Origin of the sequence: Hyunsoonleella aestuarii (genome assembly GCF_006148925.1) — a bacterium.
GTDB classification, from domain to species: Bacteria; Bacteroidota; Bacteroidia; order Flavobacteriales; family Flavobacteriaceae; genus Algibacter_D; species Algibacter_D aestuarii.
In genome coordinates this window covers 96,979-115,515 of the sequence record NZ_VAWB01000001.1, presented here as the reverse complement: position 1 = coordinate 115,515, position 18,537 = coordinate 96,979, and the positions used below count along the sequence as shown (strand labels likewise).

16 protein-coding genes are annotated in these 18,537 nt (G+C 33.3%); 7 read left to right on the top strand and 9 right to left on the bottom strand.

Annotation, left to right across the window (positions count from 1 at the left end; all coding sequences use genetic code 11):
* Position 1: 1 nt before the first annotated feature.
* The 9 genes from FEF17_RS00585 to FEF17_RS00545 form a co-directional block, all read right to left on the bottom strand.
* Complete coding sequence (locus FEF17_RS00585; protein ID WP_139000427.1) at positions 2-244, bottom strand: DUF6095 family protein; 243 nt, start codon at positions 242-244, stop codon at positions 2-4.
* Positions 228-1,052 (bottom strand): N-acetylmuramic acid 6-phosphate etherase, encoded by an 825-nt coding sequence (murQ, locus tag FEF17_RS00580; RefSeq protein ID WP_139000426.1) that lies wholly within the window; start codon positions 1,050-1,052, stop codon positions 228-230. Before murQ ends, FEF17_RS00585 begins: the two co-directional genes overlap by 17 nt.
* Before the next feature lie 49 nt (positions 1,053-1,101).
* A complete protein-coding gene (locus tag FEF17_RS00575; protein ID WP_139000425.1) occupies positions 1,102-1,929 on the bottom strand; it encodes a DUF4249 domain-containing protein in 828 nt (275 codons plus the stop codon).
* A gap of 4 nt (positions 1,930-1,933) precedes the next feature.
* Positions 1,934-4,309, bottom strand: coding sequence for a TonB-dependent receptor (locus FEF17_RS00570; protein ID WP_139000424.1), 2,376 nt, complete (start codon positions 4,307-4,309; stop codon positions 1,934-1,936).
* An 84-nt stretch (positions 4,310-4,393) separates the two neighbouring features.
* Positions 4,394-6,604 (bottom strand): NADP-dependent isocitrate dehydrogenase, encoded by a 2,211-nt coding sequence (locus FEF17_RS00565; RefSeq protein ID WP_139000423.1) that lies wholly within the window; start codon positions 6,602-6,604, stop codon positions 4,394-4,396.
* An 849-nt stretch (positions 6,605-7,453) separates the two neighbouring features.
* A complete protein-coding gene (gene rplS / locus FEF17_RS00560) occupies positions 7,454-7,804 on the bottom strand; it encodes a 50S ribosomal protein L19 (RefSeq protein WP_139000422.1) in 351 nt (116 codons plus the stop codon).
* A 271-nt stretch (positions 7,805-8,075) separates the two neighbouring features.
* A complete protein-coding gene (locus tag FEF17_RS00555) occupies positions 8,076-8,855 on the bottom strand; it encodes a carboxypeptidase-like regulatory domain-containing protein (protein WP_139000421.1) in 780 nt (259 codons plus the stop codon).
* Between the two features lie 93 nt (positions 8,856-8,948).
* On the bottom strand, positions 8,949-10,745 hold the full coding sequence (locus tag FEF17_RS00550; RefSeq protein ID WP_139000420.1) for a DEAD/DEAH box helicase: 1,797 nt from the start codon (positions 10,743-10,745) through the stop codon (positions 8,949-8,951).
* A 610-nt stretch (positions 10,746-11,355) separates the two neighbouring features.
* The gene (locus tag FEF17_RS00545) at positions 11,356-11,751 is read right to left on the bottom strand and encodes a DUF2721 domain-containing protein (RefSeq protein WP_139000419.1); all 396 of its coding nucleotides are present in this window, start codon (positions 11,749-11,751) and stop codon (positions 11,356-11,358) included.
* An 81-nt stretch (positions 11,752-11,832) separates the two neighbouring features.
* On the opposite strand from FEF17_RS00545, the gene FEF17_RS00540 reads away from it, so the two are divergent.
* From FEF17_RS00540 to rpsU, 7 genes are all read left to right on the top strand, one after another.
* Positions 11,833-13,107, top strand: coding sequence for a DUF2851 family protein (locus FEF17_RS00540; protein WP_139000418.1), 1,275 nt, complete (start codon positions 11,833-11,835; stop codon positions 13,105-13,107).
* A 12-nt stretch (positions 13,108-13,119) separates the two neighbouring features.
* A complete protein-coding gene (locus FEF17_RS00535; protein WP_139000417.1) occupies positions 13,120-13,347 on the top strand; it encodes a PspC domain-containing protein in 228 nt (75 codons plus the stop codon).
* Positions 13,348-13,353: 6 nt separating this feature from the next.
* Positions 13,354-14,376, top strand: coding sequence for a potassium channel family protein (locus tag FEF17_RS00530; protein WP_139000416.1), 1,023 nt, complete (start codon positions 13,354-13,356; stop codon positions 14,374-14,376).
* A gap of 106 nt (positions 14,377-14,482) precedes the next feature.
* Complete coding sequence (locus FEF17_RS00525) at positions 14,483-16,093, top strand: alanine/glycine:cation symporter family protein (protein WP_139000415.1); 1,611 nt, start codon at positions 14,483-14,485, stop codon at positions 16,091-16,093.
* 13 nt (positions 16,094-16,106) lie between these two features.
* A complete protein-coding gene (locus tag FEF17_RS00520) occupies positions 16,107-16,982 on the top strand; it encodes a ComEA family DNA-binding protein (protein ID WP_139000414.1) in 876 nt (291 codons plus the stop codon).
* The gene (locus tag FEF17_RS00515; RefSeq protein ID WP_139000413.1) at positions 16,983-18,149 is read left to right on the top strand and encodes an acyl-CoA dehydrogenase family protein; all 1,167 of its coding nucleotides are present in this window, start codon (positions 16,983-16,985) and stop codon (positions 18,147-18,149) included.
* Positions 18,150-18,319: 170 nt separating this feature from the next.
* Positions 18,320-18,514, top strand: coding sequence for a 30S ribosomal protein S21 (rpsU, locus tag FEF17_RS00510; RefSeq protein WP_139000412.1), 195 nt, complete (start codon positions 18,320-18,322; stop codon positions 18,512-18,514).
* Positions 18,515-18,537 lie beyond the last annotated feature (23 nt).

Genomic DNA, 18,537 nt, shown 5'->3' with positions numbered 1-18,537 from the left:
CTTAAGCTTTTTTCTTATTAAACATGCTATCCATTATGGTTTTAATACCTTTAAACATCATAATTACGGCCATAGCAGAAATAGCACAACCAATAACTAAAAGTGGTATATAAAGTTTGTTTTCTGGCTGACTAAAGGCAAAGCTAAGCAGTATTGGTCCCATAAATAAACTTAGTAATGCGAATAGCATAGTTTTAATACCCTTAAACAATATTTTTTTATCTGTTCTATTTTCTTGTTTCATTATTGTAATTTTTTATAACGTTTCTAACACTGTTATGCTTATTAAGTAATTTTAACGCTTCAGTTTCTGAAACATTTAATTCATTCATTATCATTTTTACTCCTCTATCAACAAGTTTATTGTTACTAAGTTGCATGTCTACCATTTTATTTCCTCTTACATGACCAATCTGAATCATACTAGAGGTGGTTACCATATTAAGTACTAATTTTTGAGCAGTTCCAGCTTTCATCCTCGAGCTTCCAGTTACAAATTCTGGTCCAACAACAACTTCAACAGGAAATTTAGAGGTTTGAGATAACGGGCTATTTTTATTGCAAGTTATGCAACCGGTAGTAATATTATTTTCGTTGCATGTCTCTAAAGCAGATACAACATAGGGTGTTGTGCCAGATGCTGCTATGCCAACAACGACATCTTCATTAGAAATGTTATATGCTTCAAGGTCTTTCCAACCTTGGGTCACAGAGTCTTCGGCAAATTCTACTGCTTTTCGAATGGCAGTATCACCTCCAGCAATAAGCCCAATAACAAGGTCATGAGATACCCCAAACGTTGGAGGGCATTCCGAAGCATCTAATATTCCAAGCCTACCACTGGTTCCAGCACCTATATAAAATAATCGGCCTCCTTGCTTTAGTTTAATTACAATTTGCTTAACTAGTATTTCAATTTGAGGTAATGCTTTTTCAACCGCTCGTGGAACTGTTTTGTCTTCGTTATTAATGCTTGTGAGCAATTCTGAAACAGACATTTTTTCCAGATGATTGTAATTGGAATCTTGTTCGGTAGTTTTTATGAAACTCATGCGATAAAATTACAAAAATTTAAGCCAGAACTTTGTTGCGTCGTTGATATTATTCAATGAAATAGTTAAATGCATCTGCTTGTGAAACTCTAAAAAATCCTAAAGGGAAATTTTCGGGGTTGGTTGTATTTACACAGTTTCCTCGTATAGTAGCTGGTTGAACTTCAAAAGGGTCGCCACCATCTTCATCATTTTGTTGAAGCAGGATAAACATAAATTCATAAAAACGTTCGGAAACACCATAAATCCTAATGTCTATTTCATCACCAGATTCGAGATCTTCTTCACTGTAAAAACCAAATATCTCATTGCCATTTGTAAATTCATCGTCATAAACTTCTAAGTCAATAGCTCCAGTTTTAACGTTTATAAATTCAAACAAATAATAGTTCTCTTCATCTTCAGGATCTGTATAATAAGCTTTTAACTCAATTTCATCACCAGAGAATCCACCGTTATTTTTTTGTTCAACTCGGGTAATAGATGATACCGATTTTAATGTTTCATTGGCCTGGTAGGTTTCGCCATTATAAGTAACTGATAAATTGTAAGTTTGGTTAATTACAGGATTGAAACTGTTATTCCAATATATACCAGTGTTGCCATCCTCGATAAAATTGTAAATATTGTTACTTCCGTCAGTAATTATAACTGTTGCACCATTAGCTGGTGGAATATCGTTATTAAAAAACGGTGCTGTAAGTGAAAGTTTTATATTTTGCGAGATTCCATTAAAATTTCGAAACCAGTTTATTGAAGCTTCAATTACAAGTTTGGGAGAACTTGAGGGCACATCAACTTCAATAACATCTTCACAACTAGATGTAATAAAGCTTAATAAAATATAAAATATGATGTTTTTATAATTTGCTTTCATCTTATTAAAATTTAAAATTATAAGATACAGAAGGTACTATTCCAAAAATTGAAAGCCTTGTAGCTTCGTTCTGCCCAGTAGTTTCATTTTGTCCAAAACTAATAGATGCCGCATTTCGTCTGTTATAGATGTTATAGATACCAAAAACCCAATTGCTTTGCCATCCTTGTTTTTTATCTGGCTTAGGTGTGTAAGTGGCCGATAAATCAAAGCGATGATAAGCAGGAAGCCGTTCTTCATTTCTTAAACTAAAGTTAGGAATAATGATACCGTTATACTCGTATTGTGCATTTGGATAAGTAGTAGGTCTTCCTGTTTGATATAAAAAATTCGCATTTATAATCCATTTCTTCTTCCACTTATAATTACAAGTCATGGAAATATCGTGTGTTCTATCATAAGGTGTTTTGTACCATTCGCCATTATTAATCCCAGTTTCTGATAATGTACGACCAGGAGTGCGCTGCTCTGAACGCGCAAGTGTATAAGCTAACCAACCTTTAAGGCGTCCTTCATTTTTTTTCAGTAATAGCTCTAAACCATAAGCACGCGATTCGCCGTTTAGAATAATTTGTTCAATAGCATTATTAGCAATTAAATCTGCACCATCAATGTAATCTATTCGGTTTTTAACAGTTTTATAAAACGATTCTGCCTCTAAGGAGTAAAGATTATTTTTAAATGTTTTGAAGTATCCTATTGCAAATTGGTCTAATAGCTGAGGTTTTATATATTTTCCACTTGGTGCCCAAACATCCAGTGGTGTAGGAGAGTTTGTATTTGACAACAAATGCAAATATTGACTCATTCTATTGTAACTTGCCTTTACCGAAGTTCTATAGTTTAACAAATAAGCAATAGACGCTCTGGGTTCTAGATTAAAGAATGATGTTATCACATCATTTCTACTGAATGTTTCTGTATCTATTGGGCTTGCTTTTTCATAGACTTGAAAGTCTTCATTGAAAAGAACAGCCTCGTCATTTTCATAAACATTCAGTTCGTCTTGTCCTAAACGAAGGAAGGAGCTCAATCTCAATCCATAAGACAGAGCTAATTTATCTGAAAGTTGATGTTCAACATCTAAATAACCAGCATTTTCAAAGGCATATTTATCTGTAAGTTTGAATGGGTTAATACCTGAAGTTGGTGTTGTTGGATTAATTTCACCAGGATTAAATTTATAATAGATGCTGTTTACTCCAAATTGCAATTTAAAATTGTTATTGGCATAATACTTAAAATCATATTTGAAATTGAAATTTCTAATTCCCGAAATCCAATCGAACTCTACGAAATTTAGTTTTAAGTCATAATCATAATCAGAATAAATTAAAGATAAGTTAGAAAATAATTTATCTGAAAATAGATGATTCCATCTAAAATTTAGAACACTATTACCGTAGGAATTTTCAAATGTATCTGCAATGCTAAAAAGATCTCGACCAAAATATCCTGAAAGATAAATATTATTATTCTGATTTATTTTATAGCTTAATTTGGTATTCAAATCATAAAACCGTGCAATATTATCTAAATCAAAAAGCGGGAGAAATAAGTGAGCATAGCTAGACCTTCCACCAAATAGAAATGAACCTTTTTCTTTTTTTATTGGACCTTCTACTAATAATCTACTTGAAACAATTCCAATTCCACCATTAGCGTGAAACTCATTACTATTTCCTTCCTTTTGATAAATATCTAAAACAGATGATACACGGCCTCCAAACCGTGCTGGAATACCACCTTTATAAAGTTTCAAGTCTTTAATAGCATCTGGATTGAAAACTGAGAAAAATCCGAACAAATGCGATGAGTTATATATTATGGCCTCGTCAAGCAATATTAAATTCTGATCTACTGCACCACCTCGTACATTAAAACCTGATGCACCCTCACCTGCATTTGTAACTCCAGGGAGCAACGTGATTGCTTTTATAATATCGGCTTCACCTAAAACTACTGGAATATCTTTTATTGTTCCAGTAGTGAGTTTATTCACACTCATTTCAGGTTTTTTAATACTAAGTTTTTCAATGTTTTCTGTAATAACAATTTCATCTAAACTTTCGGTAGATTCCAAAAGCTTATAATCTTTCGTAATGTTTTCAGAAATTGTAATTGTTTCAGAAATTGTAGAATAACCTATATAACTCAAAATTATATTATATGTGCCTTCTGGAACGGATAATGAATAAAAACCATAAGAGTTTGTAATAGTACCTATTTGAAGTTCTGGGAAGTAGATGTTTACTCCAATGAGTGTTTCATTACTTTTGGCTTCTAGTAAGGTACCACTTAGAGTAAACTTTTCTTGAGCAGAGGTGAAATTGAAACTAAGACTCAGCCCAAAAATAAACCATAAAATAAGGTTTTTCATCTAATAGCAGTTTTTCTTTTTTTTATAAAAATATAAAAAAAGCCCCTAAAAAGGGGGCTTTTAAAATATAGTTTATATTAATCTTTAGTTTAAGATCGCGTTGAAGGTTTTACTTGGTCGCATCACTTCATTTATAAGTCCTTCGTCCGGTTCGTAATAACCTCCTATGTTTATTTCCTTACCTTGAATGTCATTTAATTCTTTTATAATTAAGGCTTCATTATCTATTAATTGCTTGGCGATAGGAGTAAATTCTTCTTTTAAATCTAGGTCTTTATTTTGATTTGCTAGTTCCTTCGCCCAATACATGGCTAAATAAAAATGACTTCCTCGATTGTCGAGTTCTCCGGCTTTTCTAGAAGGCCCTTTTTTGTTTTCTAAAAGCTTATCTGTTGCATCATCTAATGCCTCACCTAAAACTTTTGCTTTTGGGTTGTTATTAACTTGACTAAAGTGCTCTAAAGAAACAGCTAAAGCTAAAAATTCACCAAGAGAATCCCATCGTAAGTGGTTTTCCTCAAGTAATTGTTGCACATGTTTAGGTGCAGAACCTCCAGCACCTGTTTCAAACAAGCCACCGCCATTCATTAATGGTACGATAGATAACATTTTAGCACTAGTTCCTACTTCAAGAATTGGAAATAAATCGGTTAAATAATCGCGTAGCACATTACCAGAAACAGAAATTGTGTCTTGACCAGCTTTTAATCTTTCACAAGTAAAAATAGTGGCGTCAATTGGCGATAAGATTCTTAAGTCTAACCCAGAAGTATCATGATCTTGTAAATATGTATTTACCTTTTTAATAATTTCTGTATCATGGGCTCTATTTTTGTCTAACCAAAATACTGCAGGAGTTTGAGATGCTCTAGCTCTGGTAACAGCTAATTTTACCCAGTCTTGAATAGGTGCATCTTTCGTTTGACACATTCTCCATATGTCACCAGTTTCAACAGTGTGCTCCATTAACACATTTCCTGAGGCATCAATAACCTTAACAATTCCATTTGATGGAATTTCAAATGTTTTATCGTGAGACCCATATTCTTCAGCTTTTTGAGCCATTAAACCAACATTAGGTACAGTTCCCATTGTTGTAGGGTCAAAGGCACCATTCTTTTTACAAAAGTCTATGGTTGCAGCATAAATACCAGCGTAACTGCTATCTGGGATAACTGCTTTGGTATCTTGTAATTTACCTTCAGCATTCCACATTTGTCCAGATGTTCTTATCATGGCTGGCATAGATGCATCAATTATAACATCACTTGGTACATGTAAATTGGTAATTCCTTTATCAGAATTAACCATAGCCACTGAAGGTCCATTTTTATAAGTCGTTTCAATATCAGCCTCAATCTCTTTGCGTTTATCTTCTGGTATCTCTTGAATGCGTTCTAAAAGATTACCCAAACCAGAATTTACATTAACTCCAATTTCTTTAATCACTTGTCCATGCTTTTCGAACACATCTTTAAAAAAGGCTTTTACTGCATGCCCAAATATAATAGGGTCGCTCACCTTCATCATAGTACCTTTCATGTGTAAAGAAAATAAAACATCCTTTTCTCTCGCATCATTAACTTGGTCTTCTAAAAAGCTAACAAGTGCTTTTTTGCTCATTACTGTGGAGTCAATTATTTCTCCTTTTAACAAAGAGAAACTGTCCTTTAGAGTTGTGGTTGTGCCATTAGAATCGGTATGTTCTATGGTTACACTTGTAGCTTCCGGAATTGTAACCGATTGTTCGTTATGTGCAAAATCCCCCCCAGTCATAGTTGCGACATGGGTTTTAGAATCACTTCTCCAAGCACCCATAGAATGCGGGTTTTTCTTGGCGTAATTCTTTACTGCTTTTGGAGCACGTCTATCACTGTTACCTTCTCGTAGTACTGGATTTACAGCACTTCCTTTTATTTTATCGTAACGAGCTTTTATATCTTTTTCAGAATCATTTTCTGGATTGTTAGGGTAATCTGGTATATTAAATCCTTTTGATTGTAGCTCTTTTATAGCACCTTTCAATTGCGGGATAGAGGCACTAATATTAGGTAATTTTACAATATTAGCTTCTGGTTTTTTTGCTAATTCACCAAGCAACGCTAAATCGTCCGAAACACGTTGGTCATCATTTAAAAAATCTGGAAAAACAGCTAAAATACGAGCAGCTAAGGAAATATCTTTAGTTTCAATATTGATACCTGAAGATTTCACAAAGGCTTTTACAATAGGTAAAAAAGATCGTGTAGCTAAAGCTGGTGCTTCGTCAGTTTTTGTGTAAATAATTTTGGACATTCGTGTCGTTTTTTTGATTTATTACAGTTCAAGAAACCGTAGTTAAAATAAGGTTTCGTTTTTAGCGATGCGAATATACAAAAATTGAGTTTTATAAATGTATTAAACATCAATGAAAATGCTGCACTACGACCGTTTTAGTGTAATTATAAAAATCAGCTTAGTTAATAAGAATTATTTAAAATATATTTTGAGAAGTTTATAAAAAAACAAAAGCCATATCACTGTAGAACTTAATCTGCTTTGATATGGCTTTTTTTGAAATAACTTCCCGTGATCTAATTAGTATTGCTACTAAGCTGGTTTAAATTTTCATCAAACCTTTCGATTCAAGTTTGGTTATCTCAAAGAAGTACTTCGTTGTAATTTTCAATATGCATTGACCTATTACCAAAATACTTCTGTTAACTGCTTTTCTTGATACTTATCACCTTACATTCATTTTCATGTTTGTTCGGTTTTAAGCATTGTTCTCATTATAACTCTCACTTTCGTTTGAATTACTTTTTGAACTTTCATCTGCACTAGCTGCCACCTACTTGCGCATGTGGGGCTTTTTACAAAATCATGGTTTCTTGTTTACACATGCATACACATGGCACATAGACTCCTCAAAAAACAATTTATGTAAAGAACGTTACTTTAGTAGAACTAACTTGTTTTGTCTTTTCAAACGAAACCAACCGAAGTTGTTATTAATTCTTTTGCTAAGATATATTAAGAAACGAATTTTGCAAATTTTTTAATTAGTTAAATATTAACCATTTATGAACTAGAGTTATTAACAAAAGTTAATAAAAAAAGCCTTTGAAATTAATCAAAGGCTTTAATCTATTGTTATCACTGAGTTTAGTGTCTACTTTCTTTTATTCTAGCTTTCTTACCAGTTAAGCCTCTAAAGTAGTAAATTCTTGCTCTACGAACTTTACCACGCTTGTTAACTTCAATTTTTTGTAAAGCAGGTAAGTTAATTGGGAAAATACGTTCTACACCAATTGAACCAGACATTTTTCTGATGGTAAAAGTTTCTGAAGATCCAGAACCTCTTTTTTGAATTACAACACCTCTAAAAAACTGCGTACGTGTTTTGCTACCTTCTTTAATTTCGTAATAAACTGTAATTGTATCACCAGCTCCAAACTCTGGTAAATCTTTTCTTGTTACAAATTCGTCTTGAACAAATTTTACTAAAGATTCCATATCTTTAAATTTAATATTGATTGATTCGAAACAACATTCACGATTCTCGCCAGAGGTTAACCCGAAATTGGGTGCAAAAATAATTATAAATTAATAACCGACAATGTTTTATTTAAGTTTTTTGTGTTTTGTTTCTATTAATTGTATTCCACTAGTATTATGAATAGTAGCATGGTTGATTGGCTTGAGATTCCCGTTGTTGATATGACAAAATGCTGACTTTTTAATAATTATTTCTTGAAACTTATGTCGAACTCAAGTTAAAAAGGTTTTAAAGCCTTTTACTTCTTCCTCGACTTAGCAGTTTGTACTCCTCATAACACTCACTTATAGCATCCAGTATTTGAAGATCGTTGGCGGTTTGAATAAATCCTTTAGAATAATTACACTGACTTACAATTTCATCCAAATCCACACGGTCTACTTGAAGCAAAACGGTAAGCATTTCTCTATCAAATCGTGAGGATAACAAATTTCTAATTTCATCATCCTGTTTCATCTTTTTTAGTTTCCGTAACTCGTTAGGCTTTTTGCCAAACATGCGATAAAGAAAGTCGGCCGGATTAAAAATAGACCCAATTACCTTAGTTAATCCAGATGTTTTACCAGCCTCATAGCCAGTACTAGGTAATCCTGAAATACTATAACGGTAATTGTCATTAATAATAGGGACTTGTTTTATATCTACTTCTAAATATCCTGTAAGTTTTAGTTGATTTACTACCACTTCTTCTAATGCCAATGCTAATTCGGTTAACTCTATAGTAGCATTGCCAAACTTTAACCAATCATTAGTGACACGAACTTTAATAGATTTAAAACCTAAGTATGAAAAGTGTAACGTGTCGTTAGCCTTTGCACGTATTTCGAATTCACCTTTACTATTTGTTGTTGTTCCAATTACTTGATTAAGGTTAACAATGTTAACACTTTCAAGAGGTGTATCATCAGCAGAATTTATTACTGTAGCTAAAACACTTTGTTCATCTTGCGCCATGCAAAATGTAGTGTAGGTAAAAGTTAAAATAAAAATAATCAGGACTCTTTTCATGCAATCAATTTCAAGGCTAAAATACTAAACAAAACGCCATTTATTGGTTCTATGTTTTATTTTGACTTAAAATTAACAAAAAAACATAGAACACTAGCGTCTAGAGCGTCTTGGCCTTGAACTTGCAAAATCTCCTGGGTTTCCTGATCGCCTTGGTTTCGATTTGTTTTCCGAACGTCTACTGTTCTCTCTGTTTCCAGAACTTGTTCTTTTATCAGATCTTCTTCCGCTGCTGCGTCCATCGCGTTTCCCACCACGATTTCTATCACGTCTGCCTCCGCCGCGACCACGGTTTTCGGAAACTTCAACATTTACAAAACGCCCGTTGTGTTTAAAATCGGTAAAGAAATCGAGCACTTTTTGCTGGTTTTCTTTTTCAGTATTAAAGAATGAAAAGCTGTCTTTAACTTCAACTTTAAATACATCATCTTGTCCTAACGTAAGCACTTCCTTCAAAAAGTCTTTTAAACTCATCCAGTCGTAACCATCCTTCTTACCTACATTTATAAAATATCGGGTAGAATTACCACTAAATGCACCACTAGGTTCTCTATCGCTAGAATTTTCCGAGATATTTAAGTTTTTAGATTTTTGGTAGTAATTGTAAAAACGTGTGAACTCTACCGAGAAGAATTTCTTAATCAATTCATCTTTACTGGTATCTTCAAACAAGGTGTTAATACTTGTTAAATACTTATCAATTTCATGATTTACCTCGGTATTATGAATTTTATTCGCTAAGGACATTAATTGCACTTCGCAAATTTCCATACCATCCGGAATATCCTTTTTATCGAATTGCTTTTTAATAATACGCTCAATACTCTTTATTTTTCGAACCTCACTTTTAGATACAATAACCATAGAAACGCCTGTTTTTCCAGCACGACCTGTTCGTCCAGAACGGTGCGTGTAGGTTTCAATTTCATCTGGTAATTGGTAATTAATAACGTGTGTAATATCATCTACATCAATACCACGAGCAGCAACATCTGTCGCAACCAGCATTTGTATTTGCTTATTTCTAAAGGATTTCATGACTAAATCACGCTGATTCTGGCTCAAATCACCATGTAAAGCACCAGCATTATAGCCATCTTCAATAAGGTTTTCGGCAACCTTTTGTGTGTCACGTTTCGTTCTACAAAATACTACCGAAAATATATCTGGATTCGCATCTGCCAAACGTTTAAGTGCTTGGTAACGGTCTCTTGCATTAACCAAATAATATTCGTGAGATACCTGATTGGTACTTTCATTTTTATTACCAACAGTTATCTCTTGCGGATTATGCATGAAGTTTTTAGCAATTGATGCCACTTCACTAGGCATAGTTGCAGAAAATAGCCAAGTACTTTTATCGGCAGGTGTATACGATAGAATATCTGTGATATCTTCCTTAAAGCCCATGTTTAGCATTTCATCAGCCTCGTCCAAAACGGCATATTCAATTTTTGAAATATCGACTAGGCGTCTGCTAATCATATCTTTCATACGTCCAGGTGTTGCTACAATAATTTGAGCACCACGCTTAACCTCTCTGGCTTGTTCTGTAATACTCGAACCACCATAAATGGCAACCACGTTCAATCCTTTACAGTATTTGCCATAAAGTTTCATTTCGTTAGTAATTTGCAAACAAAGTTCTCTAGTTGGCGATAAAATTAAACCTTGAGTAGTTCTGCTGTTTAAATCAATTTTTTGAAGCATAGGAAAACCAAAGGCTGCTGTTTTACCGGTTCCTGTTTGCGCAAGCGCTACTAAGTCGCCTTCGTTATCTAATAAAAGCGGAATGGCTTTATCTTGTACTTCACTTGGTTTTGTAAACCCTAAATCTGTAATAGCCTGTAATAGGTCGTCGTTAAGACCTAAATCTTGGAATGTGTTCATTTTTGTTATGTATGCGATTATGTTATGCAGTGTTACATAAAGAAGTGCATCGACATACTTAACCTAAACTTCTAGTAACACATCCTCACCCTGAGGAATATAAACTCTTCTTATTGAGTTTCAAGGTGCAAAGATACATTATTATTTTAGATTAACGATTTAAGACAAACCAACTAATATTCTTTTGTTATCGCTTGGGATTTGTTATTTCTGGTGATGCGAAGAAGAATCTTTGTACTTCGACTACGCTCAGCAGAACTATCGAGAAGTGGGCGTTATCCTATCGGGTGTGGGTTTTACTACTCAATCTTTTTAAAACTTCATGGAGAAGATGGAACGACTTAGTCAGTCTGTTTAACTCTAGTTTATATCAAAGTATAATTCTAATAAGTTTTAAAAAGGATTTCAAACATTTAGCCTGCGGTGAGCGCAGTTAAACCGCTCAATCCCTAACGCAGGAGTGTTCGCTTGCTAATGATTTGAAGTATGATTTGTTGCTTATTATGAAGGTTCGTTTAATGGGTTGACGCATATGTGCCGTTATTTAATGGCTTATATCAGACGTTAAACGAAGTTAGAAGAATTTTTCACTAAGTTCAATAAACCTTTTTTATTGACCTTCAATGTCACTTATATGATGCTCCAAAGCCTTTACTGATATTTGTATTTCCATAATTAATAATGCCAACGACATAATAAGTAAAACCAAGGCAATACCAAATACCCAAACTGCTATAACATGTTGCTCTATGTAAATTAAAAACATGGTAAGTACACATAGCAATAAACTGCTAATCCCAAAGATTTGCATGGATCGCGTAAGGTATAAACGCTTTTTTATGTTTTCAATCTGTTTAATTAAAACCTGATCTTTCTTTTGTAAATATTTGTCATGCAAGTTTCTAACTACTGTAGCATAAGCTAAAAACCGATTGGTATAGGCAAGCATGATTAATGAAATAGCGGAAAATAAAAGAGCAGGGGTAGTTAGTGTAAGTTGTTCCATATAAAATCAATTTCTTCAAATTTAGATAACTTTTGGTTAGCACAGTAATTAATTTTTGGTAAAAAATCTTACATTAGTGCGATGCAAGAAGATTTTTTACACTACCTCTGGAAGCATAAAAAGATAAACCTTACCGAATTAGAAACAACCGATGGGGAGCCTATTATAATTAAGTTGGTTGGTGAGCATAACCATAATTCGGGTCCAGATTTCTTTAATGCACAATTGCATATTGGAGAACAACTTTGGGCAGGAAATGTGGAGATTCATGTTAAATCATCCTATTGGTTTGTGCATAGTCATGAGCAAGACCAAGCATACGACAATGTTATTCTTCATGTGGTTTGGGAACATGACTCCGATGTTTTTAGGAAAGATAATTCCGCAATTCCAACCTTAGAATTAAAAAACAAGGTATCTGTTGAAGCATTAAGTAACTACCAAAAATTATTTTTAAATTCGAGAAACTGGATAAATTGCCAAAATGATTTTCCAACCATTCATAATTTTATTTTAGAGAATTGGTTAGAACGGTTATTTATAGAACGATTAAATAGAAAAACAGAAGAACTTAATAGTCTTTTGCTGGCTTCAAATAATAATTGGGAAGCAGTGTTGTTTAAAATGATGACAAAAAATTTTGGGTTAAAGATTAACGCCGAGTCCTTTTTTAGTGTAGCTCATTCTTTCGATTTTTCAATAATAAGAAAGCTACAATCAAATCAGTTAGCTCTGGAAGCTTTACTCCTTGGTCAATCTGGGTTGTTAGGTGGTGAGGTTCAGGGGACATATTTTTCTGAGTTAAAAAAAGAATTTGACTTTATTTCAAATAAGTTTCAGCTAAATAATGAGAGTGTTTTACCTATTAAGTTTTTCAGATTACGTCCTTCTAACTTTCCAACAATTCGTCTTTCTCAACTAGCTATGTTATATGGTAGAGAGCATAATTTGTTTTCAAAAATAATGGAGACGAATTCCAAAAACGAATTTTATGAACTTTTTTATGTTTCTACATCAACCTTTTGGGAGTCTCATTATACGTTTAATACGGCTTCTAAAAAGTCGAAAAAAGTTTTGTCCAAAGCATTTATCGATTTGCTGTTAATCAATACTATAATTCCTATCAAATTTGCTTACGCTAAATTTCAAGGGAAACATAATGATGAACAAATTATTAAGCTAGTTAATGAGATTTTTGCTGAGAAAAACAGTATTATAAATAAATTTAATAGCTTAAAGAAAGTAGCAACTTCAGCGTTGCATTCACAAGGTTTATTGCAGCTAAAGAATGCGTATTGCAATAAAAATAAGTGCTTACAATGTGCTGTTGGAAATTCGCTTTTAAATAGGAAATGATTAACTTGCAGCATGAACATTTTTTATAAACCATTACTCTATTTTCAGAAGCATGGATACTATGTTTGCCAAAGAATAGCAGACAGATTGGGTATTCGAGCCAAAGTGGTTAGAACAACATTTATGTATTTAACCTTTGTTACTGTTGGTTTTGGTTTTGCGTTATATTTGTTCCTTGCATTTTGGATGCGAATTAAAGATTTAATTTATACCAAGCGTTCTTCCGTTTTCGATTTATAACTATATATGAGCAATACATTAATTCGATTTTTTAGAACTAAAATTTACACAGCCATTTTTCTTTTGGTTGTTATTTTATTTATAGGGGTAATTGGTTACATGACAATTTCCGGTTATTCATGGATTGATGCTCTTTATATGACAGTAATTACCATGACTACTGTTGGTTTTGGTGAAGTATTGCCGTTGGATTATCAGTCTAAAGTTTTTACCATATTTTTAATTTTGGCTAGTGTGGTAATTGTGGGGTATGCCTTGTCTGTAATTACAGAGTATATTTTAAGTAAAAATGATATTGAAGAATTAAAACATAAAAAGATGCAAAAAAAGATCGACAGTTTTAAAAATCATGTGGTTATTTGTGGGTACGGAAGAAATGGCAAACAAGCTGCTAGAAAGTTAGATGCATATGACCGTCCTTTTGTGGTTATTGAAAAAAATAAAGAAGTAGAAAGTAGATTGCAGCTTGATGGAGTTGCCTATGTAATAGGAAACGCTAATGAAGATGAAGTTCTTCTTCAAGCCGGAGTAGATAGAGCATCATGCTTTATTTCTGCACTACCCAATGATGCCGATAATTTATTTGTGGTACTATCAACACGCCAGATTAACAAAAACATTAATATTATAAGTAGAGCTTCACAAGAATCGTCATACGATAAATTAAAATTTGCAGGAGCCAATAATGTTATTTTACCCGATAAAATAGGTGGTGATCACATGGCATCTTTGGTTGTTATACCCGGACTTATGGAGTTTATAGATAATCTTTCCATTGTTGGAAAATCGAATATAAATATAGAAGAGGTTGCTGTGGAAAAGTTATTTAAGAATAATGGGAAGCGTACAATTCGAGATCTTGATCTGAGAAAAAAAACAGGATGTACAGTAATTGGTTATAAAGATGAAAATGGTGAATACACCGTTAATCCAGAGCCAGATTTAAACCTTGCACCTAGTTCTAGAATTATTGTATTAGGCAAGCCAGAACAAATTGAAGACCTAAATTCCGAGTACGATATAGAATAGAGAATTCTTCTTATTTAACGCTTTTGTTTTAAATAATCAATTATTTTTAGCATCTTGCTGGCATTAATAGCAATTTTTCAATAAACACTAATCAATTTAAAATCTTATGAAGAGATATCTTCTTTCAATTTTCACTTTAATATTCCCATTAATTACGTTAGCTCAAGAAACAGTAGAAAAAGGTTTAGACCAAAGGATAGACGAAGGTTTTCAACCCGTATCAGATTTTTTTAGTAATGTAATATTTTTTAATGTTTGGAAAGATCCAGATATTCCATTCGTGTTAATTCTTTTAGTTGGTAGTGCAGCTTTTTTTACATTATATTTTGGGTTTCCAAATATTAGATATTTTGGTAAAGCAATAAATACGGTTAGAGGTAAATATGACGAGATTGAAGGGGGGCACCAAGCTTCCGAAACATCAATGACAATTGATGGTGATATTCGTGATACCATTAGAGATGAAAGTAAAGAAGGAGAAGTTTCTCATTTCCAAGCTTTGGCAACAGCAGTGTCAGGAACAGTTGGTAATGGAAACATTGCTGGTGTTGCATTGGCTATCGCACTTGGTGGCCCGGGAGCAACTTTTTGGATGATTATTTGTGGTTTGCTTGGTATGTCAACAAAATTTGTTGAGTGTACTTTAGGGGTTCAGTATAGAGATGTTGATGAAGAAGGTACAGTTTATGGTGGACCAATGTACTATATTTCAAAGGGACTTAAAGATCGTGGTTTCACAAATTTGGGTAAAATTGCTGCGGTTTTCTTTGCTATTTTTTGTATTGGAGGGTCTTTCGGCGGAGGTAATGCGGCACAGTCTAATCAGGCTACCGTGGTTCTTAAGGAGTTAATGGGATTGGAAAGCACAAGTGCTGGAGCTATTATTGGTTTGTTAATGGCTATTTTGGTAGGCATAATAATTATCGGTGGAATTAAGCGAATTGCAGCTGTAACAGAAAAAGTAGTGCCTTTTATGGCGGTCCTTTATATAGTAGCTTGTTTATACATTATTTTTAGCAATTCTGGTTTAATAGATGATGCTATTAGTTTAATTATTACTGAAGCTTTTAATCCAAGAGCTATTGGAGTAGGTGGAGTCATTGGAGTGTTGTTAGTTGGTTTTAAAAGAGCGGCTTTCTCAAACGAAGCAGGAGCAGGTTCAGCTTCTATTGCGCATTCAGCTGTGAAAACAAAGTATTCTGCTTCTGAAGGTTTAGTAGCTTTATTAGAGCCTTTTATAGATACGGTTGTTATTTGTACAATGACTGCTTTAGTAATCATTATTTTTAATTTTGGTGGTGCGTTTGAATATGGTGGTGATGGTTTGGGTGCTGTTATGATTGATGGTGTTTCATATGAAGGTGCAGGAATTACATCCAAAGCATTTGCGCAATACATACCTTATTCTAATGTGTTTTTAACTATCGCGGTTGTTCTTTTTGCAGTGTCTACTATGATTTCTTGGTCTTACTATGGGTTGCAATCTTGGAAGTTTTTGTTTGGAAGAGGAAAGACTGCAGACATGACATACAAATTATTGTTTTTACTTTTTGTCGTTATTGGCGCTGCCGCAAGTATGAAGTCTATTTGGGATTTCTCAGACGCTATGATTTTTGCAATGGTATTCCCTAATATGATAGGATTATATTTCTTATTTCCAGTTGTTAAAAAACAACTTAAAAGGTATCTTGAAGCAATAAAAGAAGCTAAGGCATAAAATATTTAAATTTATGAAATCCCATTTCACGTTTTATAAAGAGCAGCGGAATGGGATTTTTTTATTGGTCGTTCTCATAATTATATTTCAGAGTATTTACTTTTTTATTGATTTTTCTTCTGAAAATGTTCATGTCGATACTAAACAATTAGTGCAATACAAAAAAGAGATGGATTCTCTAAGAATTGTGGCTTTGGAAGAAAGAAAACCGAAAATATATCCGTTTAATCCAAACTATATTAATGATTTTAAAGGTTCCAATCTAGGTATGTCGAATGAAGAAATTGATAGATTGCTGGAATTTAGAAAGCAAAATAAATGGATTAATTCTACTGCTCAATTTCAGCACGTTACTCAAGTTTCAGATTCGCTTTTAAAAGCTATTTCACCTTATTTTAAATTTCCTGAATGGGTAACAAATCCTAAGCCTTCTGTTTCAGAAACTAGTTATGCCAATTCACCAAAAACTTACGAGCAGAAGCAAGATTTAAACACTGCCACGGTAAAACAGCTTCAAAAGTTACATGGAATTGGAGCATATTATTCCAATAAAATAGTCAATTTTAGAAATAAATTTGAAGGCGGATTTATTGCCGATATACAGCTTCAAGATATATACGGTTTAACACCAGAGGTTATTGAAAAAATTACTGAGCAATTCACTGTAAAAACACCAAGGAAAATAAATAAACTTAATTTAAACACGGTAACTAGTGATGAGTTGGTAACAATTCAACATATAGATTACGATTTGGCGCATAATATTATTGAACAGCGACAACTGCGTGAAGGATATAAATCCTTAGATGAATTAACAAAAGTTAAAGCCTTTCCAATAAATAAATTAGAGATAATTAAATTATATTTGCATCTTGAAAAAGAAAAATAGATGAATAGCATTTACTTCACCGAAGAGCATAATCTTTTTAGAAAAAGTCTTCAACATTTTTTAAAAAAGGAAGTTGTTCCACACATTGATACTTGGGAAAAAACTGGTGAAATAGACCGGTTTATTTGGAAAGAGTTTGGTGAGATGGGTTTTTTTGGAATGAATTATCCTGAAGCCTATGGTGGAATGGATTTAGATTTATTTTACACTATAATTCTACTTGAGGAACTTCAAAAGATTAATTCTGGTGGATTCGCTGCGGCTATATGGGCACATGTATATTTAGCAATGACTCATCTTAATGCAGAGGGTAATGACGATATAAAAGAGCGCTACTTAGCGCCAAGTATATCTGGAGAAAAAGTTGGTTGTCTTTGTGTTACAGAGCCTTTTGGAGGTAGTGATGTAGCAGGAATGCGAACAACTGCTGCAAAGGATGGAGAAAATTATATTATTAATGGTTCTAAAACGTTTATAACGAATGGAGTAAATAGTGATTATTTGGTAGTTGCGGCAAAAACAAGTCCCGAATTAGGTAACAAAGGCTTAAGTATGTTTGTAATCGATAGAGGAACCAAAGGAGTATCAGCTACAAAATTAGATAAACTTGGTTGGAAAGCATCAGATACTGGTGAGATAGCTTTTGATAATGTAAAGGTACCTGCAACTAATTTATTAGGGGAGGAAGATAAAGGCTTTTCTTATATCGTTCAGCACTTTTCGTTGGAGCGGCTAATTATGGGGGTTAATGCACATGCACGAGCAGAGTTTGCTTTGGAATACGCTCTGCAGTACATGTCGGATCGTGAGGCTTTCGGTAAAAGAATAAATCAATTTCAAGCTTTAAGACATACTATTTCAGACTTGTATGCTGATGTTGAAATTTGTAAGAATTACAATTATGCAGTAACTGCAAGACTTGATAAAGGTGAGTATGTTGTAAAAGAGGCAACAATATCTAAACTTAAATCTACTAAAGTGGCAGATGAAGTTATTTATCAATGCCTTCAATTTTTAGGAGGTTATGGTTATATGGAAGATTACCCAATGGCACGATTATTTAGAGATAGTCGACTTGGACCTATTGGCGGTGGTACTTCTGAAATTTTAAGAGAAATTATCGCAAAAATGGTAATTGATAAAAAAGAATATAAACCGGCAACGTAGGTTTTTAATTATCATTTTGCTAAAAATTCAAAAAAGCATTATCGCTAAAATTGTGATTTTCCTTAGACCATCGCAATTAAGACAAAAAAAATATAGTTTTAAATTCTGAAATATAAATTAGTTTTTATATTTGCACCCGAAAATTCTAAAGGAGAGGAGGTTAAGATACTATGTTAATAATTCCAATTAAAGCAGGAGAAAATATAGATAGGGCTTTAAAACGTTTTAAAAGAAAGTTTGATAAAACAGGAGCAAAGCGTCAATTACAAGCACGTAAGCAGTTTAATAAACCTTCTGTAGAGCGTAGAGCACAAATTCAAAAAGCACAATACGTTCAGAAACTCAGAGATGCAGAAAGCATATAACAAACTGTTATGTTTGAATATAA

Coding starts and splice junctions, on each gene's coding strand:
- FEF17_RS00585 (WP_139000427.1), bottom strand. CDS start 244: ATGAAACAAGAAAATAGAACAGATAAAAAAATATTGTTTAAGGGTATT.
- murQ (WP_139000426.1), bottom strand. CDS start 1,052: ATGAGTTTCATAAAAACTACCGAACAAGATTCCAATTACAATCATCTG.
- FEF17_RS00575 (WP_139000425.1), bottom strand. CDS start 1,929: ATGAAAGCAAATTATAAAAACATCATATTTTATATTTTATTAAGCTTT.
- FEF17_RS00570 (WP_139000424.1), bottom strand. CDS start 4,309: ATGAAAAACCTTATTTTATGGTTTATTTTTGGGCTGAGTCTTAGTTTC.
- FEF17_RS00565 (WP_139000423.1), bottom strand. CDS start 6,604: ATGTCCAAAATTATTTACACAAAAACTGACGAAGCACCAGCTTTAGCT.
- rplS (WP_139000422.1), bottom strand. CDS start 7,804: ATGGAATCTTTAGTAAAATTTGTTCAAGACGAATTTGTAACAAGAAAA.
- FEF17_RS00555 (WP_139000421.1), bottom strand. CDS start 8,855: ATGAAAAGAGTCCTGATTATTTTTATTTTAACTTTTACCTACACTACA.
- FEF17_RS00550 (WP_139000420.1), bottom strand. CDS start 10,745: ATGAACACATTCCAAGATTTAGGTCTTAACGACGACCTATTACAGGCT.
- FEF17_RS00545 (WP_139000419.1), bottom strand. CDS start 11,751: ATGGAACAACTTACACTAACTACCCCTGCTCTTTTATTTTCCGCTATT.
- FEF17_RS00540 (WP_139000418.1), top strand. CDS start 11,833: ATGCAAGAAGATTTTTTACACTACCTCTGGAAGCATAAAAAGATAAAC.
- FEF17_RS00535 (WP_139000417.1), top strand. CDS start 13,120: ATGAACATTTTTTATAAACCATTACTCTATTTTCAGAAGCATGGATAC.
- FEF17_RS00530 (WP_139000416.1), top strand. CDS start 13,354: ATGAGCAATACATTAATTCGATTTTTTAGAACTAAAATTTACACAGCC.
- FEF17_RS00525 (WP_139000415.1), top strand. CDS start 14,483: ATGAAGAGATATCTTCTTTCAATTTTCACTTTAATATTCCCATTAATT.
- FEF17_RS00520 (WP_139000414.1), top strand. CDS start 16,107: ATGAAATCCCATTTCACGTTTTATAAAGAGCAGCGGAATGGGATTTTT.
- FEF17_RS00515 (WP_139000413.1), top strand. CDS start 16,983: ATGAATAGCATTTACTTCACCGAAGAGCATAATCTTTTTAGAAAAAGT.
- rpsU (WP_139000412.1), top strand. CDS start 18,320: ATGTTAATAATTCCAATTAAAGCAGGAGAAAATATAGATAGGGCTTTA.